Below are 23,669 nucleotides of genomic sequence, written 5' to 3'. Positions count from 1 at the left end.
CTTTGGGTTCGGGGAACAGTCTCTGACTGTAAGCGCGTCCGGTCAGACCAGTGAATCCAGATGCGGCCTCACCAGCAGCGAACCGTTGTCCTGCGTTTCAATAAAGCCGCGCTCCTCCAGGTCCTTCATCACCCGGCTGACCATTTCGCGAGAAGCGCCAACCATTTTCGCCACGTCCTGGCGCGATACCCTGCCGTGAATCATGGCCGCACCGTCGGCGTCGGGCAGGGCCTCCGCGGCTAAATCGAGCAGCGTGCCGGCCACCCGGCCGTACACGTCCATCAGGGCCAGGGATTCAATCTTGCGATCGGCCTGGCGCAGTCGATGCACCAATCCCTTGAGCATCGCATAGGCCATCGAGTCGCTGTCAGGAAGGCAGCGCGTGAACGCCAGCTGGTCCATCACCAAGGTATCGGTCTGCAACTCGGCGATCACGGACGCCGAGTGCGGCGCCTGGTCGATCAGGCTCATTTCGCCCACGAAATCCCCGGGGCGCAAGGTCGCCAGGATCACCTCGCGCCCGCGCGCGTCGCGGCTCACCACGCGTGCGCGACCGGTCAGCAAAATAGTCAAGGCACAGGATTTTTGCCCCTGCTCGACAATCAGCTCGCCCTTGCGGTAACGCCGCTTGACCACGGCATCGGCAACCGACACCGCCTGGCTGGTGGTGAGCATTGAAAAAAGAGGCACGCGGCGAAGCAGATCAAGCCGGGACACCATGGTGGCGGTCATGCGTTTGCCCCTTCAACCCCATGGCCGACAATCGCCAGGCGATTTCTTACAATGGCCGCGCTTTTGCTAAATACAGATACTGTCAAAGTTTTTACCTTGCTGAACACATACGCGAGCCGACTCTACCTGAGTTCCAACACTTACCCATCGGGTTCTACATCATGAAACATTCCAGAGTTCTCATTCTTGGCTCAGGCCCGGCTGGCTATACGGCTGCCGTGTACGCAGCGCGTGCCAACCTCAAACCGATGCTTATCACCGGCATGGCCCAGGGAGGCCAACTGATGACCACTACCGACGTGGATAACTGGCCGGCCGATGTCGACGGCGTCCAGGGGCCCGAACTGATGCAGCGCTTCCTGGCGCATGCCGAACGCTTCAACACTGAAATCATTTTCGACCACATTAACCAAGTCGATTTGAGCCAGCGCCCCTTCACCCTGACTGGCGACAGCGGCTCCTACACCTGCGACACCCTGATCATTTCCACCGGCGCGTCAGCCAAATACCTGGGACTGGCATCGGAAACCGCGTTCATGGGGCGCGGCGTTTCCGGGTGTGCCACTTGCGACGGCTTTTTCTATCGCGAGCAAGAAGTCTGCGTGATAGGCGGCGGCAACACGGCGGTCGAGGAAGCGCTGTATTTGTCCAACATTGCCAGCAAGGTCACGCTGGTGCATCGCCGCGACACCTTCAAGGCCGAGGCCATCCTGATCGACAAGCTGCATGAAAAAGTCGCCAGCGGCAAGATTGAACTGCAACTGCACCAGACGCTGGACGAGGTGCTGGGGGACGCGTCAGGCGTCACCGGCGTCCGGTTGAAAAGTACCAAAACCGGCGCCACCCAAGACCTTGCGCTCAAAGGCTGCTTCATAGCCATCGGCCATCATCCGAACACAGCCATTTTTGACGGCCAGCTGGAGATGAAAGATGGCTACATCATCACCAGGACGGGACTGCAGGGCATGGCGACGATGACCAGCATTCCAGGCGTGTTCGCGGCAGGCGACGTTCAGGATCACGTGTACCGGCAGGCAATCACCAGCGCCGGCACCGGCTGCATGGCCGCACTCGATGCCCAGCGGTTTCTGGAACAAAACGAATAAATCCGGTCTTCCAACGCATGGCGCCCGGACGCATTTACCGGGCAGCCAAACCATCAGACTTTGGGTAATTTTGTTTTCAAGCTATAATTTATGGCTTAGCTGAGCATTCGTAGGGTCTGTCCAGCACAGGCCCATCGGGTTTTTCAGCATCCTATTTCTAATTTTTTACGGAGAGTGCGCTCATGGCACGCGTCTGTCAGGTAACGGGCAAAGGCCCGATGGTGGGAAACAATGTTTCTCACGCAAACAACAAAACCAAGCGTCGGTTCATGCCCAATCTGCAGTACCGCCGTATCTGGGTTGAAAGCGAAAAGCGCTTCTTGCGCCTTCGCATCACCGCAGCCGGTCTGCGCTTGATTGACAAAAACGGCATCGATGCAGTCCTGGTGGACCTTCGTGCCCGCGGTGAAGTTTAAGGAGAACTACCATGGCTAAAGGCGGACGCGAAAAAATCAAGCTGCAATCAACAGCTGGCACCGGTCACTTCTACACGACCGACAAGAACAAGAAGACCACACCTGAAAAAATGCTGATCATGAAATTTGATCCCAAGGCACGCAAGCATGTGGAATACAAGGAAATGAAACTGAAATAATTCAGTTTGATGCTTGTGCAACGTCTTCGGGTGTTGCCAAAAAAACCCGCTGTCATCACAGCGGGTTTTTTTATGCCCGAAATGATTCATTTAGCCCCTGATCATAAAAACATATACCGATAATGCGGCTTCGCCTTGCCGGCGCCCGTTGCCATCCGTCGCCGAAGTTCATGGTTCATGGATTGCTGAAGAATCTGCAGCGACACGAGAGGCGGTAAACAGATTCAATGAATCAAGTGGTCACAAAAAAGCCGCTGCAGCGATGGCTCGCTCCAGCGGCTTTCCTGTTGGTCAAAAAAAGTCTATGCGAAATAGCTCAGGCGCGGGCAGAACGCAATTTCATCGAAAATTCGCGCAGCGCAGCAATGCCGCTTTCTTCGGCCCGATGGCACCAGGCCTGCAGGTCCGCAGCAAGTTGCTCGCGCGACGCGGAGGTGCTCAGCCACAACTGGCGCAACTCCTCGCGCATGGTGACCATCTTGTCGAGCACCGGATAGTCCGCACGGGCTTGCGCCACCTGAGGCCTGACGGCTGGCGGCACCTTGTCTTCATCGCGGTGCAGCCAGCGATTGGCCAGCTTCAGCATCGAAACATCGGCTTTTTTGGCTTTCAGCAAGGCAATTTCAACCTCGCCGGCGCGGCGCAGTTCGCGGGCATAACCGGCCATGACCTCATAGCGGTGGACAATCAGGGCTTCGAGCGTCCGCTCGTCGGCCAAAGGCTGGACGACGCCCAGCTTGAGCCGAGGTGGCACTTTTTTCACAGCAGCCAGACCGACCATTTCCATGGCGCGGATGTAGCCCCAGCCAATGTCGAACTCATACGGCTTGACCGAGAACTTGGCAGACGTGGGGTAGGTGTGGTGGTTGTTGTGCAGCTCTTCGCCGCCAATGATGATGCCCCAGGGCGACACATTGGTACTGGCATCGGACGCCTCGAAATTGCGGTAACCCCAATAGTGGCCAATGCCGTTGATGATGCCCGCCGCCGTGATGGGAATCCACATCATCTGCACCGCCCACACGCTCAGCCCGGCAACACCGAACAGTGCCAAGTTGATGACCAGCATCAGGCCAACGCCTTGCCAGCTGTAGCGGGTGTAGAGATTGCGCTCAATCCAGTCATCGGGGGTGCCACGACCGTATTTGGTGATGGTTTCCAGGTTTTTTGTCTCGGCCCGGTACAACTCGGCACCGGTGAACAGCACAGTCTTGATGCCATGGGCCTGCGGGCTGTGCGGGTCTTCCATGGTCTCGCATTTGGCATGGTGCTTGCGATGTACGCCGACCCATTCCTTGGTGACCTGGCCCGTGGCCAGCCATAGCCACAAGCGGAAAAAGTGCGCAGGAATGGCATGCAGGTCCAGCGAACGATGCGCCTGATGACGGTGCAGGTACAAAGTCACGCTGACAATGGTGATGTGGGTCGTCACCAGCGCGTAAAGCACGATTTGCCACCAGCTTGCTGCCAGCAGGCCGTTTGCCAGCCAATCGAGGGCGGCATCGAACAAAAACATAAAAGTCCTTTGGGATGAGTCCAGGACCGCCACGTATTCAGGGCTTGTCTCCAAGGGTGGCGCCAGACAACCTTCGATTATAAATTGATGGGCCTTAATTACAAAGACCCTTCAACGTGCAAGCAACGGCCGCAGCATCGGTAAACCGGCTTCAGCAATAAGGCCAGTTCGGCTTGCTCATAGATTTTGCAGGCGGATGCCGCTTCAGACCTTTTGCCAGACCGCCGCAAAAAATCCGTCGGTCTGGTGCAGATAGGGCCAGAGCCGCAGGTACGGACCCCGGCAGAGTTTTTCGGCATGCTCGACGCCCATGTGCGTCAGCAGGGGCGCGGCTTCGAGCACCTGAAAGTCAGGATTCGCAACGCTGAAGGCCTCGGCAATGGCCTCGTTTTCCTCGCGCAGGATGCTGCAGGTGGCATACACCAGCCGTCCGCCCGGCTTCACCAGACGCGCGGCGCTCTGCAAAATGGCGGTCTGCTTGGCGGTCAACTCTTCAATCGCCTTCGGGTTATGGCGCCATTTCAGGTCCGGGTTGCGCCGCAGCGTGCCCAGGCCCGAACACGGCGCATCGACCAGCACCCGGTCGATCTTGCCGGCCAGCCGCTTGATGCGGTCGTCGCGTTCATGCGCAATCGCCACCGGATGCACGTTCGACAGGCCACTGCGCGCCAGGCGCGGCTTGAGCGCGGCCAGCCGGTGCGCCGACGTGTCAAACGCATACAAACGGCCGGTGGTGCGCATGGACGCGCCCAGCGCCAGGGTCTTGCCACCGGCACCGGCGCAAAAGTCCACCACCATCTCGCCACGCTTGGCATCGACCAGCAGCGCCAGCAACTGCGAGCCTTCGTCCTGCACTTCAATGGCACCGCGCTTGAAGGCGTCCACATTCGCCAGCTGGGGCTTGTCGGTCAAGCGCAAGCCCCAGGGTGAATACGGCGTTGCTACGGTTTTAATAGCTGCTCGCGCAAGCTCCTTCTGCACATCAGCCCGTTTATCCTTCAAGGTGTTGACGCGCAGGTCGAGCCCGGCCTGCGTGTTCAGGCTTTCGACCAGCGGCCAGAAATCGTCTCCCAGCTGCGCTTTGAGCGGCTCGACCAGCCACTGCGGCAGGTTGTGGCGGTGCAACTCCATCAGGTCTGCCGGCTTGACCTGGTCGCAGCGCGACAGCCAGTCTTGCTCTTGGTCGGTCAGCGCGCCGCTCAGGAAGTCGCGCGGCGCGGCAAAGCCCAGGATAGCCAGGCGCCGCTCGGGCACGCCGTAGCCGTGCTGGGCCATGTAGACGTAAAGGTTTTTCTTGCGCAGCACGCCATAGATGGTTTCTGCCACGGTGGCACGTTCACGCGGACCCAGCCGCATTTCGCGGAAATAGCGTGACACCACCATGTCGGCGGGGTGGTCAAATTTAAGAACCTGCTTGAGAAGCTCGGTACAACAGTCGAGTAAGGCGTTAGGATGCATGCCCCTATTGTCCCAGCTTCTCTTGCCTGTTGATTGCCCATGCCAGATTCTTTGCCGCCGCTGATTGAAACCCCGCCCGGACTTTACCGCCACTATAAAGACCTGCCTTACGAAGTCATCGGTACGGTGCGCCACAGTGAAACCCTGGAGCCGATGACGCTGTACCGTGCGCTGTACGGAGAGCGCGGCCTGTGGGTGCGGCCGGCGGCGATGTTCCAAGAGGAAGTGGTGATCGGCGGCGTTCGCCAGCCGCGTTTCCTGCGCGAGCCGGATTAGCCGGCCTGCAGCCCCTTCGGGCCTGCTGCGCCCAGTGGCCGAAGAAGGCGCCGGGCGTGTCATCAAAGCGCATGGCGCCGTGGCACGTGCGTTAAGGGACCAGACACCGCCAGCTCGTACGCGCAACAGAAAACAATTCTTACAGACTGCACAGCTTGCTTGCTGGGAGCAGCGGCCTATCATGAGATTTCAGAGCTTTGTCTGCGCCATGCCACTGCGGACAGGGCGGCAGGTCAACAGACCCGTGTATGCCCCCATGTGTTGAAGCGCTCTCAGCCCTGCGATGACCGAGCAGACGATGCAAAAGGAGGTGCGCCATGAAGCATGCAATCACACCTTACGCCAGGGTCGCATGGCGAACAGGGCTTGTTCAATGTCTGGTGGCCCTGGCAGCCTGTGGCGGAGGCGGAGGCGGAGGCGGAGGCGGCAGCGATGATGCGGTCAATGCATCCCAGGCAGGTCTCAATACAGTGGACGCGATGCAGGTCAACGGGTTGGTCGAGCCGGTGCCCTTCGTCGCGGCGACTTACGACGTGGTGATGCTCGAAGCCGATCCCGCCATGGCACCGCTTGAAAGCATCAACGCCTCCGGCCAGGTCGCCTTCACTAGCCTTCGCCCAGACGGGCCACACGCGCTGCTCTACAACGGCCGAGCCATCCAGGACCTGGGACTGGGCTACATGGCCGCCATCAACGATGCGGCGCAGATCGCCGGCTACACCACCACGAGCCCCGCGCATGCCCTGCGCTGGACTACGGCCGGCCGCACCACTCCCGCCGTCATCGATCTCGGGGCGCCGGCCGGCGGCAGTTCCACCGCGCGAGCCATCAATGCGGCGGGACAGGTGGCAGGCGTCACCGAACACATCGAACCGGTCGTCAGCGGGCAGTTCTCATCTCATCCCTTCGTGTGGACCGAAGGGCTTGGGATGCTCGATCTGAGCACGCTGCCGATTCCCGGTTTCTTCCCTGTGTCAGCCAATCATGTGAATGCCCTGGGCCAGGTGACCGGCGGCGCGTTCAGCACCTTCGGGAACCCCCTAGCGGGTTTGCCGTCACATGCTTTTCTGTGGACGCCTGGGAGCGGCATTCGCGACCTCGGCACACTGGGGCGCGGGGACGTCAGCAGCGCTACGGCCCTGAATGACGAGGGCCAGGTCGCAGGCAGTTCCAACATCGAGTTCGGACCCTTGCGCGGATTACCAAACAGAGTGCGGCACCATGCCTTTTTATGGACCGCGGCGGCCGGCATGCAGGATCTGGGCACGCTCGGCGGCCGGAATTCAGACGCCTTGGCACTCAACGCGCTGGGACAGGTCGTAGGCAACTCCGACACGGCCAACGGGACCGACCCCGCTGCTGCTCCCTTGGGACATGCCTTCTTCTGGAGCCCCACAGGACCCACCGCCGGCCGCATGCTTGACCTCGGCACACTGGCTGGCGGCGTGTCTTCAGCCACCGCTGACCTCAATGACTCGGGCCAGGTGGTCGGCACGTCCGGCACCAGCGCAACCAGTCCGCTCCCGCATGCGTTCATCTGGACGGCAGCCGAGGGCCTGGTGGACCTCAATACGCGCATTCCGACAGCGCCTGCCGGGCTGACGGTGACTTTGGCGACAGCGATCTCGGAGGGCGGCGCCATCCTCGGCTATGCCGACAGGAAGTTGGTGCTGCTCAAGCCTTCTGGCGACAGCTTCGCCAGCGCCAGGCTCGCCATCGCTTCGCCGCCAGGGGCTTACAGGCCGTATCCCGGGCTGGCGGGACGCGCCACCTTCAGCACCCGGATACGCGCTGAGGAGACAGGACAAAAGCCGAGGAGCCAGACCCGGTTTCAGCTGGCTAGTGCGGGGCTGCATTTTGAAAGCAGCGGCTACGACTGGCTCAATGTCCAGGGCGCTCGCGCGCAGTACCAGGGCAGCGGCAGCCTCAATGGCGCGAGTGGCTATAAATTCAGGGTGACGCTCATCGATGGCACAAAAGACGGTCCCGGCAACGACGGGAATGACAAAAACGACAGAGGTCATGCGAGCCACAACAACAGCGCCCACAACGCAGACGGCGCAGCAGACCGGCTGCGCATCCGCATCTGGCATCTTGACGCCGCGCAGGGTGCCAGCATGCTGGACTATGACAACCAGCTGGATGCCAGCACCGAAGGCACGGCAAACGAGGGCACGGCCATCCAAAGCGGCAACCATGCGGTTCAGGTTCGCCAGGCCGGCAAGGCGCAGGAGCGGCATGCGGGGCGCTGAAAAGCAGGCAGTTTCCAGAGGCGCAAAGGACTGACTCGGCGCCGTTTTTTCCTTTCACGATGCCCGTTTCGTTTGGCGCCATCAGGAACACGCGCCGGCGGAAGGCCGGGCAAGCCGGCCGGCTCGCCGATAATCAGCGGTTATGTCCGAAACAACTGAAATCGCCAAACAAGTCAAGCGCCGCCGCACGTTTGCCATCATTTCCCACCCTGACGCGGGCAAGACCACGCTGACGGAAAAGCTGCTGCTGTTCTCAGGCGCAATCCAGATCGCCGGCAGCGTCAAGGCCAGAAAAGCCGCGCGCCATGCCACGTCCGACTGGATGGAAATCGAAAAGCAGCGCGGCATTTCCGTTGCCAGCTCGGTCATGCAGATGGAATACCGCGACTGCGTCATCAACCTGCTCGACACGCCCGGCCACCAGGATTTTTCTGAAGACACCTACCGTGTGCTGACCGCCGTCGATGCAGCGCTGATGGTCATTGACGCGGCCAACGGCGTCGAGCCGCAAACCCGCCGCCTGCTGCAGGTCTGCCGCGCGCGCGGCACGCCGATCCTGACCTTCGTCAACAAGATGGACCGCGAGGTGCAGGACCCGATGAACATCATGGACGAGATCGAGCGCGAACTCGGCATGGCCGTCGTGCCCTTCACCTGGCCGGTGGGCATGGGCAAATTGTTCCACGGCGTGTATGACCGGCGCGAAAAACGCATGCGCGTCTTCAGCCCCGGCGAGGACAAGGCCGGCGGCGACGATGAAATCCTGGCCGGCCTGGACAATGCCGAAGCCACCAAACGCTTTGGCGCCGAATTCACCCAGGCGCAGGATGAGCTGGAGTTGCTTGAAGGCGCATCGCCCGAATTCGACCGCGAAGCGTTTTTGGCCGGCCAGCAGACGCCAATGTTTTTCGGCTCGGCGATCAACAACTTCGGCGTGCAGGAAGTGCTTGATGCGCTGGTGGACCTGGCACCCGCGCCGGCAGAACGCACAGCCATGCAGCGCATCGTGCATCCGGAGGAAAAGAAATTTTCCGGCGTGGTGTTCAAGATCCAGGCCAACATGGACCCGGCGCACCGCGACCGCATTGCCTTCTTGCGCGTGGCCAGCGGCGAATTCACGCGCGGCATGAAGCTCAAGGTGGTGCGCAGCGGCAAGGAACTGCGGCCCAACACGGTGGTCAGCTTTATGAGCCAGCGACGCGAGTTGTTAGATACTGCTTTTGCCGGCGACATCATCGGTATTCCCAACCACGGCGTGCTGCAACTCGGCGACACGCTGACCGAGGGCGAAGCGCTGCAGTTCACCGGCCTGCCCTTCTTTGCGCCGGAAATGTTCCGCGCGGTGGAAGTGGCCGACCCGCTGCGCAGCAAGCAGCTGCGCGCCGGCCTAACACAGCTGGGCGAAGAAGGCGCGATTCAGGTATTTAGGCCGATTGCCGGTTCATTGCTGCTGCTAGGCGCGGTCGGTCAGTTGCAGTTCGAGGTGGTGGCGCACCGGCTGGAGCATGAGTACGGCGTCAAGGCGCGCATCCTGCAAAGCAATTTCAACCTGGCGCGCTGGGTGACGTGTGACGATGCGAACGAGTTGAAAAAATTCATGGACGCCAACGCGCACCGGGTTGCCCTGGACGCGGTGGATGCGCCGACGCTGCTGGTGGACCACAGCGCCACGCTGCGCGCCGTCGAGCAGCAATGGCCGAAGATCAAGTTCCATGCGCTGCGCGAGCACGCCGGGCTGGTGTTCCAGTCAAAAATGTAGTGTTTTAGGCCTCTAGCGCACGTTCTGATTGCCTATACAGCTATTATTTTAATAGCTTATGGATGGGTGAACGGCAACTTCATGCCAACCGCTTGCTGTGTACCGGTTGCTCGCGATCAGTTGCAATCCGGAAACGCGCGCAATGCGGTAAACGCGGTGCCTGGAGGGGCGCTATGCTGGATGCCCACCAACCAGGAGGCATCATGACAACGCTTGGATTCACCGTAACGCATGCCAGGGACGCGACCTTTGCGCGGGGGCTTAGGTCTTTTTTCGAGTACCGGGATCTTGGCATCAAGCATGCGACAGCCGGACACATCGATGCCCATGTGATCCGCGCGGCAGCGGGCACGGATTTCTCCAGTCAGCCGCATCGGCACCAGACGACATTCCAGCTGGTTTACGTCCTGAAAGGCTGGATCGAGTTTGACTACGAAGGCCAGGGCATCGTCAGGCTTGAGGCCGGTTCCTGCGTTTACCAGCCGCCTGAAATTCGCCACCGCGAGGTCGGCCACAGCGAAGATATTGAAATGCTGGAAATCGTGATGCCCGCTGACTTCAATACCGAGGAAGTTGCCGCTGTAGTGGATTGAGCCTCTGGCCCATACGGACGCCAGGCTTCTCGACCCACCATCCGCGACGACAGCGCCGGCGATCAAAAAAAAGCAGGGTTGCTACCAAGCAATCGCCCTCTTCCCCTGCACGTTAGTTGGCCTTCAGAAAATTGCCGACTTCCAGCAACACCAGTTCGTTATCGTCGGCTTTGTTGGGCTCGCGGCTGCTGGAAAATGGCAGGTTGTTGTCGTTGCCGATCACGATGTGGGTGCTGTCCACCACATCAACGTTTTCAATCGTGAAGAAAGGAAAGGTCAGCACGCCGTTGTTCAGCGGTTTACGCGCCAGCTTGGCGGGGTCGGCGATGGCCATCAGGTCGATGTAGCCGATTTTTCGCAACGGGCCGCCGACGTTGGCCTCATTCATCTCGATCTTGTAGACGCGCTTGAACTTGGCGATGTCGTGAAAGCAGTCGGTGCGCTTCTGGCCTTCGGGACAGGCCTTGCCGGCCGTGCCTTCGCCGTTGTCACGCTCGATGATCAGACCGGTCGTGTCGTCGATCATATTAAAGTCGCCAATCGCGTGGTTGTTAGCCTCCAGCAGGTACTTCCAGTGGCGCCCGGTCCACGACCCGCTTTTCACGTCGAACTCCAGCACGCGCAAATAGTCCTTGCCTTGCAGGTTTTCATAGCTCTTGCTGCCCGCATCCCAAAGCGCGCCTTCAAGCAAAGCATAAAGCTTGCTGCCGTCCTTGGAAGCGGCCATGCCTTCAAAGCCCTTGGAACGGCGCACCTGGAAATCCACCGCGCCGCCGGGCGCACCCGGCGTGGTCATGGCCGGGTGATCGGGCGAGCGCACCACCTTGCCGTCGACCAGCGTGTCAAACACTGCCAGCACCTTGCCCTTCATGTCGGTCTTGATCAGGAATGGTCCGAATTCGTCGCCAATCCACAAGGCGCCACCCGCCAGCTGGAAGCTTTCGGTGTCAAAGTCGCTGCCGGTCAGGTAACGTTTTTTGCTGCCTTCGTGAACGATACGAAAAGGCACTTTCTTGTCGGGATCGTGCAGGAAGATGGTTTCCAGCCGCTTCATTGCGCCGCCCTTGAAGTCAACGGCATAGCGGCTCAGGTAAAGCATGGCATCGGGCGAATTGGCCTTAGAGCCAAACCCGTTGTCCGTCAACAGCCAAAAGCTGCCGTCAGGCATGGTCTTGATGCCCGAGTGCCCTTGCAGGGGCTGGCCTTTAAAGGGCAAAGACATGCCGGTGGGACGCCCGGCCGACAGTCCTTCGACCGTGCCGACGGCCTCCACACGCTTGCCAGTGGTGAATTTTCCGCTGATTTTCAGATCTGGCGGCGCATCCTGAGGCGCCGCGATGAAAGACGCCGCAGGCATCACGGCATGACCGGCCAAGGTAGCCGGAAATTCAGTCGCAGCGCCTTCAGCGGATTGCGCATACAGGGATGAAGAAGCCAGAGCAATCGCCGCCATGGCGAATGACAGTGGGCGCGTCAGTGCGGGCAGGAAAATTCCAGATGAAAACATGCTTGCGTTTCTATGAAATAAAGAAGCTGATCTTGGGCAACCCATGTGACGGCTTGATTACAACCAGCGATCGCATCGTTCAAAGGTCACACGCAGCACAAAAACGCAAAAGGCCCGCAGAGGGTATGAACCGCCTGCGGGCCTTCACCTGGCGCAACCGGCACAAGGCCGGCGCGCCAACTGATTAATGCTTACTTGGGCAGCAGAACCTTGTCGACAACGTGAATCACGCCGTTGGACTGGATCACGTCAGCAATCGTTACAGTGGCAGTTCCGCCTTTTTCATCCATCACCATGACTTTGCCGCCCTTTGCGGTGGCGGTCAGGTTACCGCCAGCGACGGTTTTCAGCGTTGCTTTGCCCTTGCCAGCAGCAATTGCCTTGGTCAGTGCAGCAGCGTCCATCTTGCCGGCCACGACGTGGTAAGTCAGGATGCCGGACAGCATGGCCTTGTTTTCAGGCTTGAGCAGGGTGTCGACCGTGCCGGCTGGCAGTGCGTCAAAAGCGGCGTTGGTGGGGGCAAACACGGTGAACGGACCTGGGCCTTTCAGTGTTTCCACCAAACCGGCAGCCTTGACGGCGGCGACGAGCGTGGTGTGGTCCTTGGAGTTGACAGCGTTGTCGATGATGTCCTTGGTCGGCAACATCGAAGCGCCGCCTACCATCACCTGAGCAAATGACGGCATAGCCGAAAACGACAGTGCCATGGCCAGGCCAAGAGACGCGAATTTGTGTTTTGTTTGCATGCTAGATCCTTGAAATGAAGTTGAGGTGGTTTGAGCTTCCTCGCCTGTCGGAATCAAGATGGATTCACGACCTGCTGTAATGAATACGGCGCCAAGGGCGATCTGGATTCATTCATTTACAAAATGAAACAACTTGACTTTATTCAATCTTTCAGATCAAGGCTGGCTGCGCGCAAAAAAGGTCCGAACCGCCTGCGGATAGATCAGGTGCTCTTGCGTCAGGATGCGGGCGGCCAGCGTGTCGGCCGTGTCAAAGGGCAGTACCGGCACTGCTGCCTGCGCCAGGATGCGGCCATGGTCCAGTTCGGCGGTCACTTGATGCACGGTGGTGCCCGCCAGCGTGCACCCCATGTCAATGGCGCGCTGATGCGTGTGCAGGCCGGCAAAGGCCGGCAGAAGCGACGGATGGATGTTGATCAGCCGGCCGGCATAGTGGGCGACAAAGCCGGGCGTCAGGATTCGCATGAAGCCGGCCAGCACGACCAGTTGCGGCGCATGCGCTTCGATGCGCGACATCAAGGCTGCATCGAAGGTTTCGCGCGACGCAAAGTCGCGGTGATTCACCACATTGGTGGCAATGCCCAGGCTCCGGGCGAGTGTCAAGCCGCCAGCGTCTGGCTTGTTGCTGATGACGGCGGCAACCCGGACGCCCAAGGTGTTGGGCCAATGTTCTTTTTGTGCAGTGCGGGCAATCGCGGCCATGTTCGAGCCGCTGCCAGAAATCAGGATAACGATGTTTTTCATTGTTCTAAGATTATCCCCATGAGACCACTTACTCCCCCCGAAGCCCGGGTGCTCGCCACCTTGATGGAAAAAGCACGCACCGTTCCTGACAGCTATCCACTGTCGCTCAACACGCTGGTGTTGGGCTGCAACCAGAAAACCAGCCGCGACCCGGTGATGGACCTGACCGAAGCCCAGGCGCAGGCCGCCATCGACACGCTGAAAAAGCAGAGCCTGGTGTTCGAGGCCAGTTCCAGCCGCGTGCCACGATTCGAACACAATTTCCAGCGCGGCTTCGGCGTGAGCGAGCCCCAGGCCGTGCTGCTTGGCCTGTTAATGCTGCGCGGCCCGCAGACGCCAGGCGAGTTGCGGCTGAGCAGCGAGCGCTGGTACAAGTTTGCCGACATCGCCAGCGTGGAAGACGCGCTGGCCGAACTGAAAGCGCGCGGCGACGACAGCGGCGCGCTGATGGTCGTGCAACTGGCGCGCGCGCCCGGCATCCGCGAGCAGCGCTGGGCGCACTTGCTGTGTGGCGAATCACTGCCAATGTCCTACTCACAAGCCGGCACAGGCGATGAGGTGGTCAACCGGGAAACCGAGCCGGTTTCCCTGGGCCAGGCCGAACGAATGCAACAACGTATTGAATTGCTTGAAAGCCAGGTGGCGCACCTGTATAAAGAACTCGGGCTGTCACAGGCCTGACAGGTCGGCACGCTCGTCCGTGCTAAAAATCAGATAACTGGAGACACCACCCATGGATTTAGCGTTTACCCCCGAAGAACAAACCTTTCGCGAAGAAATTCGCGCTTGGGTCAATGCCAACTTACCGGCCGATATTTCGCACAAGGTTCACAATGCCCTGCGCCTGTCGCGTGACGACATGCAGCGCTGGGCCAAAATCCTGGGCAAAAAAGGCTGGCTCGGCCACGGCTGGCCCAAGGAATTTGGCGGCCCCGGCTGGAACGCGGTGCAAAAGCACCTGTTCGAGGAAGAATGCGCGCTGGCCGGAGCGCCGCGTGTCGTGCCTTTTGGACCGGTGATGGTGGCACCCGTCATCATGGCTTTCGGCAATGCCGAGCAGCATAAGCGCTTTTTGCCCGGCATCGCCAGCGGCGAGGTCTGGTGGTCGCAAGGTTACAGCGAGCCAGGCGCGGGCTCCGACCTGGCATCCCTCAAATGCAAGGCTGAGCGCCAAGGCGACAAATTCATTGTCAACGGGCAAAAAGCCTGGACCACACTGGGTCAGTATGGCGAATGGATTTTCTGCCTGGTGCGCACGTCCAGTGAAGGCAAGCCGCAAACCGGCATTTCGTTTCTGCTGATCGACATGAAGTCGCCTGGCGTCACGGTGCGCCCGATCAAACTGCTTGACGGTGAGTGCGAAGTGAACGAGGTCTGGTTCGACAACGTCGAAGTGCCGGCAGAAAACCTGGTTGGCGAGGAAAACAAGGGCTGGACCTACGCCAAATACCTGCTCGGCCACGAGCGCACCAATATCGCCGACGTGAACCGCTCCAAACGCGAACTTGAACGCCTCAAGCGCATCGCCAAGACCGAAGGCGTATATGACGACCTGCGCTTTCGCGACGAAATCGCCAAGCTCGAAGTCGATGTGGTGGCGCTTGAAATGCTGGTGCTGCGCGTGCTCTCGGCCGACAAGTCGGGCAAGAACTCTCTCGACATCGCCGGCCTGCTCAAGATCAAGGGCAGCGAAATCCAGCAGCGCTATGCCGAACTCATGATGCTGGCAGCCGGCCCGTTCAGCCTGCCGTTCATCGAAGAAGCCATGGAAGCCGGCTGGCAAGGCGACTTCCCTGGCGGCGCAGTGGCCGATGCGCCGCTGGCCTCGACCTACTTCAACATGCGCAAGACAACAATCTACGGCGGCTCCAACGAAGTGCAGCGCAACATCGTCGCGCAGTTCGCGCTCGGTTGAGTGAACAAGATTTAAAGGACAAACATCATGGATTTTGATTTCTCCGACGACCAGGAATCGCTGCGCGACGCCACGCGCAAGTGGGTTGGCAAGGGCTACGACTTTGAACGGCGCGGCAGCATCGTCAAGGCCGGCGGCTTTTCACGAGAAGCCTACGGCGAGCTGGCCGACCTGGGCCTGACTGGCCTTTACATTGCCGAGGACGACGGCGGCATCGGTATGGGACCGGTCGAGGGCATGGTCGTCATGGAAGAACTCGGGCGCGGCATTGTGCTCGAACCCTTCGCCCAAACCCTGATTGCCAGCGGCGTGCTGTCCGCTCATGCGCCGCAAGCGGTCAAAGCAGCCTGGTTGCCGAAAATTGCGTCGGGCGAAAGCCTTGTCGTGCTGGCGTATCAAGAGCGCGCCGCGCGCTACCATTTCGATAAATGTGAAGCAAAAGCGGCTTCTGCGCAAGGCGGATGGGCACTGACAGCTATAAAAAGCATAGTGCCTGCCGGTGACCAGGCCGATGCCTTCATCGTTCCCGCGATGGCCGACGGCCAGATGGCGCTGTTTCTGGTGGAACGCACGGCAACCGGCGTCACGACGCGCGGCTATGGCACCCAAGACGGCGCCCGCGCCGCGGACCTCACCTTGGAAAACGCGGCTGCCACGTTGCTCACGCTGGACGGACTGGAAGCGCTGGCGCACGCCATCGACATCGGTATCGCCGCCACCTGCGCCGAAGCCGTCGGCGTGATGGACCGGGCACTGGCAGTTACGGTCGAGTACATGAACACGCGCAAGCAGTTCGGCGTGACCATCAGCAGCTTTCAGGCATTGCGTCACCGCGTGGCCGACATGAAGATGCAGCTCGAACTGGCCCGATCCATGAGTTACTACGCGTCGCTCAAGCTCAATTCGCCAGCAGACGAACGCCGCCGTGCGATGGCCCGGGCCAAGTACCAATTGGGCGTGTCGATGCGTTTTGTCAGCCAGCAGGCTGTGCAGCTGCATGGCGGTATTGGTGTGACGGACGAATACATCGTCAGCCACTACTTCAAGAAGCTGACGCAGCTCGAAATGAGCTTTGGTGACACGCTGCACCAACTGGGTGAAGTCTCCAGCCGCATGCAGGACACGGCGGGCGTGTTCGCCTGACAACCCTCTGGCCTGGCTGAAGATGGGGCGCAAATGCCCTGTTGTCCAAAGTCAGGTCAGGTCAGGTCAGGCAATAGTTGACCGGCTGCAGTTGGGCTGGCAACTCTGTTTCATCCAGCGATTCGAGCAGATTGATCTCAATTGCCCGGCACAATGTATCGAGCGGCAAATCGTTGGCTTCCATGCCAAACGGCTCCTCGATCTCATCGCCCAGTGCATCCAGTCCAAAGAAGGTGTAGGCGACGATGGCAACGACGAACGGTGTCATGAAGCCGATCGTATCAACCAGTCCGAATGGCAGCAAAAAACAATACAGATAAGCCGTGCGGTGCAGCAGCAATGTGTAGGAAAAAGGAATCGGCGTGCTTTTGATGCGCTCGCAAGAGGCCGCCGCCGCGTTCAGAGCCGACAAGGTGTTGTCAAGGGTCACGGCCAGGCAGGGGTCGATCCAGCCCCGGCGCTGGCATTGCCCCAGTTCCTTGCCCATTTCCAGAACCAGCCGGTCATGCTTGTTGGATACGGTCTGAAGTTGCGACCACTCAGCCTGGGGCACCCATCGCCGGATTTCGCTGTAATCGCTCTGGTCGCGCAATTGCAGGCGCAGGGCATGCACAAAGGCAATGGTCCGATACACCATACGTTGGCGCGCCGCCACCACATCGGGCATCTGGGCAGATATGTCTGAAACCGGCTGGATAAAGCTCTGGCACTGCCGGGACAGCGAACGGCAGCGCAGCACCAGCTCGCCCCACAATTTGCGCCCTTCCCAATAGCGGTCATAGGCAGCCGAGTTGCGAAAGCCCAGAAAAATGGCCAGTGGCAACGCCATCAGGGTGAACGGAATTGTCGTCAGTGTGATCTTGAGTGCAAAAAAGTTGCCATGCACCACCGTCACCACAACCGCACTGAGCGTGTTGGCCAACAAAGAGAACCGGATCCGCTTCAGGATCGAGCCACGCACCACAAGGAAAAGCCGGATGCCGGAAGGCCGATCACGAACGATCATAAAAAAGTCAGGAAGGGAAAACCCTTATTTAACCATAGCACCATGACGCAAAGCGCTTTGGTTCAGAACCTGTTACGCATCAATTGAGCAGGCGCGAGGACTTGGGAACGTGTGCGATCAAGAACTCCATCTGGTCGGCCAGAATACGGCGGTTGCGCAAGATGAAGTCTTCCCACAGGCTGGGCACATAGGGCGTATAAAGCAGAGGCATGTGGGCCTGCTCGGGCGTGCGGTTGCTCTTGCGGTGGTTGCAGGCGCGGCAAGCAGTGACCACGTTCATCCAGCTGTCCACGCCGCGCTGCGCCAACGGGATGATGTGCTCGCGCGTCAGGTCGTCCTCGCCTACATGATGGGCGCAGTAGGCGCACACGTTGCGGTCACGGATGAACAGCTTGCTGTTGGTCAGCCCCGGCACCAGGTCGAAGGGGTTGATGTTGGGGACACCCTTGGTGCCAATGATGCTGTTGACATGAATGATCGACTGCTCGCCCGTGATGGCGTTGTGCCCGCCATGGAAGGTGGCGACGCGCGCGCCCGTTTCCCAGCGCACTTCGTCGGCGGCGTAATGCAGCACGGCGAGTTCAAGGCTGATCCAGGCTTGGGGCAATCCCTGGGCTGAGAGTTTCAGAACCTTCAAAACGAACCTCCATGAACATGGAAACACGACGGTATACGGGCAATGAATCAATATACAGTGAAATGATGAAACAGGTGTGAAAACCGCTTCATCAACATTTCCAGCCTTTGCTGCTTTAACCGCCGGGCCGTGGCGCTATAAAAACGATAATCTCTTGCATGAAAATTTTTCGAGGCCACCACCATCTTCAGCTGGCATCCGAGTGCGCCCTGACCATTGGCAATTTCGACGGCGTCCACCGGGGCCACCAGGCCATGCTGGCCCTGCTGAAAAACGAGGCGCGGCACCGGGGCGTTCCCAGTTGCGCCGTGACCTTCGAGCCACACCCCCGCGACTATTTTGCAGCCCTTGCCCGCAAGCCTGAACTGGCGCCTGCACGCATTGCCACCTTGCGTGACAAGCTGGGCGAACTCGACCGCTGCGGCATTGACCAGTGCGTGATCCTGCCTTTCAACGCCCTGCTGGCATCCCAGCCGCCCGAAGGATTCATCGAGGAAGTGCTGCTCAAGGGATTGGGCGCGCGCTATGTACTGGTAGGCGACGACTTCCGCTTTGGCCTGAGGCGCGCCGGCGACTATGCAATGCTCGACGCTGCCGGCAACCGGCTGGGGTTCGATGTGGCGCGAATGAACAGCTATCAAGTGAGCCAGACGCGCGTGTCCAGTTCGGCGGTTCGCGATGCGCTGGCGCAGGGCGACATGGCCCGTGCTGGCAGCCTGCTGGGACGGCCTTACAGCATTTCGGGCCATGTGGTGCACGGGCGCAAGCTGGGGCGCGACCTGGGGTTTCGCACGCTCAACCTGCGCTTTGCACACTGGAAACCGGCAGCCAGTGGAATTTTTGCAGTACTGGTGTATGGCCTGGACAACCAGCCCCTGCAAGGCGTGGCCAATCTGGGCATCAGGCCCTCGATCAATCCAGACGATGTCAACGGTGGCCGCGTGCTGCTGGAAACGCATTGCCTCGACTGGCCAGCCAGCCTTGGCGCGGAAGGTGCGTACGGTAAAATCATCCGCGTGGAATTGCTACATAAACTGCACGATGAATTGAAATACGACGGTCTTGACAGCCTGACAACAGGCATCACCAAAGACTGCGACGACGCACGGGCATTCTTCATTTCGATGCAACTCGAAACCACCCGTCAGACCATGCGCGACCGAATTTAGACGATCCCGACGCGACCGCCTTCGCCCTTTGTTTTTTGTCTGCAAACGGCGCGCCTTCTGTCCTGCCCTGCGTCTGGGCCACTTCAGGCCGCCCTCCCCTAAAAGCGCTATCAAAGTACCCCCATGTCTGACCAAAAAACCGATTACCGCAGCACCTTGAACCTGCCTGATACGTCCTTCCCTATGCGCGGCGACCTGCCCAAGCGCGAGGCTGGCTGGACCCAGGAATGGGAAGACAAAGGCATTTACAAAAAGCTGCGTGCCGCGCGCTGCGGTGCTGAAAAGTTTGTGTTGCACGATGGCCCGCCGTATGCCAACGGGCAGATCCACATCGGTCACGCGGTCAACAAGATCCTGAAGGACATGATCGTCAAGGCGCGCCAGCTCAAGGGGCTGGACGCCGTGTATGTGCCGGGCTGGGACTGCCACGGCCTGCCGATTGAAAACGCGATTGAAAAGCTGCATGGCCGCAGCCTGCCGCGCGACGAAGTTCAGGCCAAGAGCCGCGCCTTCGCCACCGAGCAGATCGCCGGCCAAATGGCCGACTTCAAGCGCCTGGGCGTGCTCGGCGAATGGGACAACCCCTACCGCACGATGGATTTCGGCAACGAGGCGAATGAGATCCGCGCGCTCAAACGCATCATCGAACGCGGTTTTGTCTACCGCGGTCTGAAACCTGTGTACTGGTGTTTCGACTGCACCTCGTCGTTGGCCGAGTTCGAGATCGAATACGCTGACAAAAAATCGCAGACGCTCGATGTCGGCTTCAAATGCGCCGAGCCGGAAAAGCTTGCCGCCGCCTTTGGACTTGAAAGCTTGGCAAAAGATGCATTTGCGGTCATCTGGACCACCACCGCCTGGACCATTCCGGCGAACCAGGCGCTGAATCTGAACCCGGAGCTGGACTACTCCCTGGTCGATACCGAACGCGGTATCTTGCTGCTGGCTTCTGTACTGGTCGAGAAATGCCTGGAGCGTTTCCAACTCACCGGCATCGTGCTGGCCACGACGCAGGGCAAGAACCTGGCGCTGTTGAACTTCCAGCATCCGTTTCATGACGTGGGCGATGAGGGCGGCAACTACAGCTACCGCCGTCTGAGCCCGGTCTTTGTGGCCGACTACGCCACCGCCGACGACGGCACCGGCATCGTGCATTCCTCGCCGGCTTATGGCGTGGAAGACTTTAACTCCTGCGTCGCCAACGGCATTGCCACGGACGACATCCTGAACCCGGTTCAGGGCAATGGCCGTTATGTCGATGAACTGCCGTTCTTTGGCGGCCTGAACATCTGGAAAGCCGCGCCGCTGGTGATCGACAAGCTGCGCGAGCATGGCCGGCTGTTCGCCACACACGACATCGTTCACAGCTACCCGCACTGCTGGCGCCACAAGACGCCGGTGATCTACCGGGCCGCCGCGCAGTGGTTCATTCGCATGGACGCAGAAACGCCGGGTACGCAAGGCGTTTTCGCCAGTGACAAAGCCGAGAAAACCCTGCGCCAGCTGGCTTTGGCAGCCATCGGCGACACCCGCTTCTACCCGGAAAACGGCAAGCTGCGCCTGCAAAGCATGATTGCCGGACGGCCCGACTGGTGCATCAGCCGCCAGCGCAACTGGGGCGTGCCGTTGCCGTTTTTCCTGCACACTGCCACTGGCGAGCTGCACCCGCGCACCATGGAAATCATGGACCAGGCGGCCGACATGGTCGCTGCCGGCGGCGTGGAAGCCTGGAGCAAGGTCAGCACCGTCGACATACTGGGCGAAGCCGACGCCGCTCAGTACACCAAAGTCAACGACATTCTGGACGTGTGGTTTGACTCGGGCACGACGCACGACCATGTGCTGCGCCACAGCCATAACGTGCAGTCAGGCTGGCCGGCGGATTTGTACCTCGAAGGCCATGACCAGCACCGGGGCTGGTTCCACTCGTCGCTGCTGACCGCCTGCGCCATGTACGACAGCGCACCCTACAAGGGCCTGCTGACGCACGGTTTCACCGTAGACGGCAAGGGCCGCAAGATGAGCAAGAGCGAAGGCAATGTGGTCGCGCCACAAGCCGTCAGCGGCAAGCTGGGCGCCGAGATCATCCGCCTGTGGTGCGCCTCGACCGATTATTCGGGCGACCTGGCGATTGACGACAAGATCTTGGCGCGCGTGGTGGATGCCTACCGCCGCATCCGCAACACGCTGCGTTTTTTAATGGCCAACGTCAGCGACTTCGACCCGGTGCGGGACGCTGTTCCATTCGACGAGATGCTGGAAATCGACCGCTACGCCCTGAGCCGTGCATCGCAGTTGCAAGCCGACATCCTGGCGCATTACGAGGTCTATGAATTTCACCCGGTGGTCAGCAAACTGCAAATCTACTGCAGCGAGGACCTGGGATCGTTCTACCTCGACATCCTGAAAGACCGGCTCTACACGACCGGCCCCAAGTCGCTGGCCCGGCGCAGTGCGCAGACTGCGCTGCACCAGATCACGCATGCCATGCTGCGCTGGATGGCGCCGTTCCTGAGCTTTACAGCCGAGGAGGCCTGGAAAATTTTTGGTATGTCGGAATCGATCTTTATCGAAACCTATGCCAAATTCCCTGCGCCTGATGCGACGCTGCTGGCCAAATGGTCACGCATCCGCGAGCTGCGTGACGCGGTCAACAAGGACATCGAGACCCTGCGCGCCGACGGCAAGGTGGGTTCATCATTGCAGGCCAATGTGGCGCTGCAAGTCAACGCCGACGACCATGCACTGCTGGCCAGCCTGGGCAATGACCTGAAGTTCGTGTTCATCACTTCTGCTATTGAATTAATAGCTGGGGACGAAATACAGGCGAGCGTAAGCACCAGTATTGACACCAAATGCGAGCGCTGCTGGCATTACCGGAGTGATGTCGGCATTGACCCGGCGCATCCGACGATCTGCGGCCGATGCACCAACAATCTGTTTGGCTTGGGCGAAGACAGGAAGTTCGCATAATGGCCACCCGCATAGCGCCCAAGGCCGGAACAGGCAGCCGGACAAGCTTCAAGAAAACGTCCACCACGACCGCCATGCTTCCGTGGCTCGGCCTGGCGCTGATTTTGCTGATCGCCGACCAGTTCACCAAGGTGCTGATTCTGGGCTACTACCGGCTGGGCGATGCGACCTACATCACCAGCTTTTTCAACGTCGTTCGGGTGCACAACACCGGCGCAGCTTTTTCGTTCCTGGCCTCCGCATCAGGCTGGCAGCGCTGGTTTTTTACCGGTATCGGCGTGGCGGCGGCAGTGTTCATTGTCTGGATGCTCAAATCGCATCCGGGACAAAAATTGTTTTCGTTTGCCATGGCCTGTATTCTGGGCGGCGCTATTGGCAATGTAATTGATCGCACGTTGCACGGTTACGTGGTGGATTTTCTGGATTTCCACTACGGCAACTGGCATTTTCCGGCGTTCAATGTAGCTGACAGCGCCATCACCATCGGTGCCATCTGTCTGATTCTTGATGAGCTGCTAAGGGTGCGCCGGGCCAAATAAGCTTCATTTCTCAGTGCGTCACCTTGCCGTACGTGGCGGCAGGATGACTGGACAGTTGAAGCGAACAGCTGGTCGCCGTCAATGCGCCGAATCGCGAAGTCCTGGCCAATGAAATTTCCGCCGTACAGGCAACGTCTGATAACAGCGCCGTTGGGCAACCCGCGCACTTCTGCTTCATGGGCTCGCGTGAATTTTTAGAGCGAAATCAACCTGACTGGCTTTTCCAGTCAGGTTGATTTCGCTCTAGCGATTTCGTGAAGATGGTCTCAAGCGTGTAGTTCCACGGCGCTCAGGCCCACCTTTCCATCCGGGTGGCCTGTCCTGTTTCTCATCAAATTCTAACAAGGCAACTTCGGTAACACGGTTTTTTTTACAAAACAAAAAAGGCTCAAAAACCTAAGTTTCGGAGCCTTTTTTACTTTGCTCAGTGCAAGACCGAGAAAGCTGTTGCGTAACGGCATTGCTGCCGTTGACTGCGGGTTGCAGGGCTTAGTAGCCGCCGCGACCGCCGCCGCCGCCGCCGCCGTAGCCGCCACCGCCGGAGCGATCACCGCCGCCGCCGCCGTAGCCGCCACCGCCGGAACGATCGCCACCACCGTAGCCGCCGCCACCGCCGCCGAAGCCGCCGGTACGTGGAGGACGTGCCTCCATTGGACGGGCTTCATTGACGGTGATGCTGCGGCCGCCAAGCGACTGGCCGTTCATGCCGGCGATTGCAGCTTGCGCTTCGGCATCGCTGCCCATTTCGACGAAACCAAAGCCTTTTGAGCGGCCGGTGTCGCGCTCCATCATGACTTTGGCGCTGGTGATAGAACCAAATTCGCCAAAAGACTGTTGCAGATCTTCGTCACGTACCGTGTATGGCAGGTTGCCGACGTAAAGTTTGTTGCCCATGGGGGACTCCTTAAAAACACATAAAAACAAAAGCGATTGGGTCCCGAAAGCACAACACACCCGAAAAGTACCGCCGTAGCGCGCGAAACGAACCGATCACCTGTCCTGA

General features: G+C 59.7%; 23 protein-coding genes. 14 read left to right on the top strand and 9 right to left on the bottom strand.

Features of this window, described 5'->3' with window-relative positions:
• Positions 1–42: 42 nt before the first annotated feature.
• The gene (locus IWX87_RS13845; RefSeq protein WP_196864111.1) at positions 43–732 is read right to left on the bottom strand and encodes a Crp/Fnr family transcriptional regulator; all 690 of its coding nucleotides are present in this window, start codon (positions 730–732) and stop codon (positions 43–45) included.
• Between the two features lie 161 nt (positions 733–893).
• Here IWX87_RS13845 and trxB point away from each other — a divergent pair, with 161 nt between their 5' ends.
• The 3 genes from trxB to rpmG all read left to right on the top strand — a co-directional run bounded on the left by trxB (position 894) and on the right by rpmG (position 2,433).
• Entirely contained in the window at positions 894–1,838 is a 945-nt protein-coding gene (trxB, locus tag IWX87_RS13840; RefSeq protein WP_196864110.1) for a thioredoxin-disulfide reductase, read from the top strand.
• 182 nt (positions 1,839–2,020) lie between these two features.
• Positions 2,021–2,254, top strand: coding sequence for a 50S ribosomal protein L28 (gene rpmB / locus IWX87_RS13835; RefSeq protein ID WP_196864109.1), 234 nt, complete (start codon positions 2,021–2,023; stop codon positions 2,252–2,254).
• A gap of 11 nt (positions 2,255–2,265) precedes the next feature.
• The gene (gene rpmG / locus IWX87_RS13830) at positions 2,266–2,433 is read left to right on the top strand and encodes a 50S ribosomal protein L33 (protein ID WP_196864108.1); all 168 of its coding nucleotides are present in this window, start codon (positions 2,266–2,268) and stop codon (positions 2,431–2,433) included.
• 316 nt (positions 2,434–2,749) lie between these two features.
• Here rpmG and IWX87_RS13825 read toward each other — a convergent pair whose 3' ends face one another.
• Complete coding sequence (locus IWX87_RS13825; protein ID WP_196864107.1) at positions 2,750–3,949, bottom strand: fatty acid desaturase; 1,200 nt, start codon at positions 3,947–3,949, stop codon at positions 2,750–2,752.
• 204 nt (positions 3,950–4,153) lie between these two features.
• The gene (locus IWX87_RS13820) at positions 4,154–5,407 is read right to left on the bottom strand and encodes an RsmB/NOP family class I SAM-dependent RNA methyltransferase (protein ID WP_196864106.1); all 1,254 of its coding nucleotides are present in this window, start codon (positions 5,405–5,407) and stop codon (positions 4,154–4,156) included.
• Between the two features lie 39 nt (positions 5,408–5,446).
• Between IWX87_RS13820 and IWX87_RS13815 the strand changes: the two genes are divergently transcribed.
• The 4 genes from IWX87_RS13815 (at position 5,447) to IWX87_RS13800 (ending at position 10,287) form a co-directional block, all read left to right on the top strand.
• Positions 5,447–5,683 carry a DUF1653 domain-containing protein gene (locus IWX87_RS13815; RefSeq protein ID WP_196864105.1) on the top strand — a complete coding sequence of 79 codons (237 nt, stop codon included), beginning with the start codon at positions 5,447–5,449 and terminating at the stop codon, positions 5,681–5,683.
• Positions 5,684–6,000: 317 nt separating this feature from the next.
• Complete coding sequence (locus IWX87_RS13810; protein WP_196864104.1) at positions 6,001–7,935, top strand: hypothetical protein; 1,935 nt, start codon at positions 6,001–6,003, stop codon at positions 7,933–7,935.
• A gap of 142 nt (positions 7,936–8,077) precedes the next feature.
• Positions 8,078–9,694 (top strand): peptide chain release factor 3, encoded by a 1,617-nt coding sequence (locus IWX87_RS13805; protein WP_196864103.1) that lies wholly within the window; start codon positions 8,078–8,080, stop codon positions 9,692–9,694.
• A gap of 203 nt (positions 9,695–9,897) precedes the next feature.
• Entirely contained in the window at positions 9,898–10,287 is a 390-nt protein-coding gene (locus IWX87_RS13800; RefSeq protein ID WP_196864102.1) for a cupin domain-containing protein, read from the top strand.
• 112 nt (positions 10,288–10,399) lie between these two features.
• Here the strand turns inward: IWX87_RS13800 and IWX87_RS13795 are convergent, their stop codons facing one another.
• Positions 10,400–11,764: an esterase-like activity of phytase family protein gene (locus IWX87_RS13795; protein ID WP_196864151.1), complete on the bottom strand. Its 1,365-nt coding sequence runs from the start codon at positions 11,762–11,764 to the stop codon at positions 10,400–10,402.
• Positions 11,765–11,784: 20 nt separating this feature from the next.
• Between IWX87_RS13795 and IWX87_RS19725 the strand changes: the two genes are divergently transcribed.
• Positions 11,785–11,982, top strand: coding sequence for a hypothetical protein (locus tag IWX87_RS19725; RefSeq protein WP_196868288.1), 198 nt, complete (start codon positions 11,785–11,787; stop codon positions 11,980–11,982).
• A 3-nt stretch (positions 11,983–11,985) separates the two neighbouring features.
• Here the strand turns inward: IWX87_RS19725 and IWX87_RS13790 are convergent, their stop codons facing one another.
• Together IWX87_RS13790 and purN are read right to left on the bottom strand one after the other, a co-directional pair.
• Positions 11,986–12,540 (bottom strand): fasciclin domain-containing protein, encoded by a 555-nt coding sequence (locus IWX87_RS13790; RefSeq protein ID WP_196864101.1) that lies wholly within the window; start codon positions 12,538–12,540, stop codon positions 11,986–11,988.
• A gap of 156 nt (positions 12,541–12,696) precedes the next feature.
• Positions 12,697–13,284 (bottom strand): phosphoribosylglycinamide formyltransferase, encoded by a 588-nt coding sequence (purN, locus tag IWX87_RS13785; RefSeq protein WP_196864100.1) that lies wholly within the window; start codon positions 13,282–13,284, stop codon positions 12,697–12,699.
• 18 nt (positions 13,285–13,302) lie between these two features.
• Between purN and IWX87_RS13780 the strand changes: the two genes are divergently transcribed.
• From IWX87_RS13780 to IWX87_RS13770, 3 genes are read left to right on the top strand one after another with little or no spacing between them, the layout of a single operon-like run.
• The gene (locus tag IWX87_RS13780) at positions 13,303–13,965 is read left to right on the top strand and encodes a YceH family protein (protein ID WP_196864099.1); all 663 of its coding nucleotides are present in this window, start codon (positions 13,303–13,305) and stop codon (positions 13,963–13,965) included.
• 52 nt (positions 13,966–14,017) lie between these two features.
• On the top strand, positions 14,018–15,199 hold the full coding sequence (locus IWX87_RS13775; RefSeq protein WP_196864098.1) for an acyl-CoA dehydrogenase family protein: 1,182 nt from the start codon (positions 14,018–14,020) through the stop codon (positions 15,197–15,199).
• A gap of 27 nt (positions 15,200–15,226) precedes the next feature.
• Positions 15,227–16,342, top strand: coding sequence for an acyl-CoA dehydrogenase family protein (locus IWX87_RS13770; RefSeq protein ID WP_196864097.1), 1,116 nt, complete (start codon positions 15,227–15,229; stop codon positions 16,340–16,342).
• Positions 16,343–16,403: 61 nt separating this feature from the next.
• Here IWX87_RS13770 and IWX87_RS13765 read toward each other — a convergent pair whose 3' ends face one another.
• Together IWX87_RS13765 and IWX87_RS13760 are read right to left on the bottom strand one after the other, a co-directional pair.
• Complete coding sequence (locus tag IWX87_RS13765) at positions 16,404–17,348, bottom strand: bestrophin family protein (protein ID WP_196864096.1); 945 nt, start codon at positions 17,346–17,348, stop codon at positions 16,404–16,406.
• Between the two features lie 79 nt (positions 17,349–17,427).
• Complete coding sequence (locus IWX87_RS13760; protein WP_196864095.1) at positions 17,428–17,985, bottom strand: HNH endonuclease; 558 nt, start codon at positions 17,983–17,985, stop codon at positions 17,428–17,430.
• Positions 17,986–18,143: 158 nt separating this feature from the next.
• Here IWX87_RS13760 and IWX87_RS13755 point away from each other — a divergent pair, with 158 nt between their 5' ends.
• The 3 genes from IWX87_RS13755 to lspA all read left to right on the top strand — a co-directional run bounded on the left by IWX87_RS13755 (position 18,144) and on the right by lspA (position 22,666).
• Positions 18,144–19,154, top strand: coding sequence for a bifunctional riboflavin kinase/FAD synthetase (locus IWX87_RS13755; protein WP_196864094.1), 1,011 nt, complete (start codon positions 18,144–18,146; stop codon positions 19,152–19,154).
• Positions 19,155–19,277: 123 nt separating this feature from the next.
• On the top strand, positions 19,278–22,127 hold the full coding sequence (gene ileS / locus IWX87_RS13750) for an isoleucine--tRNA ligase (RefSeq protein WP_196864093.1): 2,850 nt from the start codon (positions 19,278–19,280) through the stop codon (positions 22,125–22,127).
• 74 nt (positions 22,128–22,201) lie between these two features.
• Positions 22,202–22,666, top strand: coding sequence for a signal peptidase II (gene lspA, locus IWX87_RS13745; RefSeq protein WP_196864150.1), 465 nt, complete (start codon positions 22,202–22,204; stop codon positions 22,664–22,666).
• Between the two features lie 489 nt (positions 22,667–23,155).
• Here the strand turns inward: lspA and IWX87_RS13740 are convergent, their stop codons facing one another.
• Positions 23,156–23,560 (bottom strand): RNA-binding protein, encoded by a 405-nt coding sequence (locus IWX87_RS13740; RefSeq protein WP_196864092.1) that lies wholly within the window; start codon positions 23,558–23,560, stop codon positions 23,156–23,158.
• Positions 23,561–23,669 lie beyond the last annotated feature (109 nt).

Origin of the sequence: Polaromonas sp. CG_9.7, from assembly GCF_015752205.1 — a bacterium.
Classification (GTDB): Bacteria; Pseudomonadota; Gammaproteobacteria; order Burkholderiales; family Burkholderiaceae_C; genus Polaromonas.
The sequence above is the reverse complement of the archived record's forward strand: the minus strand, read 5'-3'. Positions and strand labels throughout refer to the sequence as shown.

Excerpts from the sequence above, each read along its gene's own strand:
- IWX87_RS13770 (WP_196864097.1), top strand. The coding sequence starts at position 15,227 with ATGGATTTTGATTTCTCCGACGACCAGGAATCGCTGCGCGACGCCACG.
- IWX87_RS13765 (WP_196864096.1), bottom strand. The coding sequence starts at position 17,348 with ATGATCGTTCGTGATCGGCCTTCCGGCATCCGGCTTTTCCTTGTGGTG.
- IWX87_RS13815 (WP_196864105.1), top strand. The coding sequence starts at position 5,447 with ATGCCAGATTCTTTGCCGCCGCTGATTGAAACCCCGCCCGGACTTTAC.
- IWX87_RS19725 (WP_196868288.1), top strand. The coding sequence starts at position 11,785 with ATGAAAACATGCTTGCGTTTCTATGAAATAAAGAAGCTGATCTTGGGC.
- IWX87_RS13845 (WP_196864111.1), bottom strand. The coding sequence starts at position 732 with ATGACCGCCACCATGGTGTCCCGGCTTGATCTGCTTCGCCGCGTGCCT.
- IWX87_RS13800 (WP_196864102.1), top strand. The coding sequence starts at position 9,898 with ATGACAACGCTTGGATTCACCGTAACGCATGCCAGGGACGCGACCTTT.
- IWX87_RS13790 (WP_196864101.1), bottom strand. The coding sequence starts at position 12,540 with ATGCAAACAAAACACAAATTCGCGTCTCTTGGCCTGGCCATGGCACTG.
- rpmB (WP_196864109.1), top strand. The coding sequence starts at position 2,021 with ATGGCACGCGTCTGTCAGGTAACGGGCAAAGGCCCGATGGTGGGAAAC.
- rpmG (WP_196864108.1), top strand. The coding sequence starts at position 2,266 with ATGGCTAAAGGCGGACGCGAAAAAATCAAGCTGCAATCAACAGCTGGC.
- IWX87_RS13820 (WP_196864106.1), bottom strand. The coding sequence starts at position 5,407 with ATGCATCCTAACGCCTTACTCGACTGTTGTACCGAGCTTCTCAAGCAG.
- IWX87_RS13775 (WP_196864098.1), top strand. The coding sequence starts at position 14,018 with ATGGATTTAGCGTTTACCCCCGAAGAACAAACCTTTCGCGAAGAAATT.
- IWX87_RS13825 (WP_196864107.1), bottom strand. The coding sequence starts at position 3,949 with ATGTTTTTGTTCGATGCCGCCCTCGATTGGCTGGCAAACGGCCTGCTG.
- IWX87_RS13755 (WP_196864094.1), top strand. The coding sequence starts at position 18,144 with ATGAAAATTTTTCGAGGCCACCACCATCTTCAGCTGGCATCCGAGTGC.
- IWX87_RS13740 (WP_196864092.1), bottom strand. The coding sequence starts at position 23,560 with ATGGGCAACAAACTTTACGTCGGCAACCTGCCATACACGGTACGTGAC.
- ileS (WP_196864093.1), top strand. The coding sequence starts at position 19,278 with ATGTCTGACCAAAAAACCGATTACCGCAGCACCTTGAACCTGCCTGAT.
- lspA (WP_196864150.1), top strand. The coding sequence starts at position 22,202 with ATGCTTCCGTGGCTCGGCCTGGCGCTGATTTTGCTGATCGCCGACCAG.
- IWX87_RS13810 (WP_196864104.1), top strand. The coding sequence starts at position 6,001 with ATGAAGCATGCAATCACACCTTACGCCAGGGTCGCATGGCGAACAGGG.
- purN (WP_196864100.1), bottom strand. The coding sequence starts at position 13,284 with ATGAAAAACATCGTTATCCTGATTTCTGGCAGCGGCTCGAACATGGCC.
- IWX87_RS13805 (WP_196864103.1), top strand. The coding sequence starts at position 8,078 with ATGTCCGAAACAACTGAAATCGCCAAACAAGTCAAGCGCCGCCGCACG.
- IWX87_RS13780 (WP_196864099.1), top strand. The coding sequence starts at position 13,303 with ATGAGACCACTTACTCCCCCCGAAGCCCGGGTGCTCGCCACCTTGATG.
- trxB (WP_196864110.1), top strand. The coding sequence starts at position 894 with ATGAAACATTCCAGAGTTCTCATTCTTGGCTCAGGCCCGGCTGGCTAT.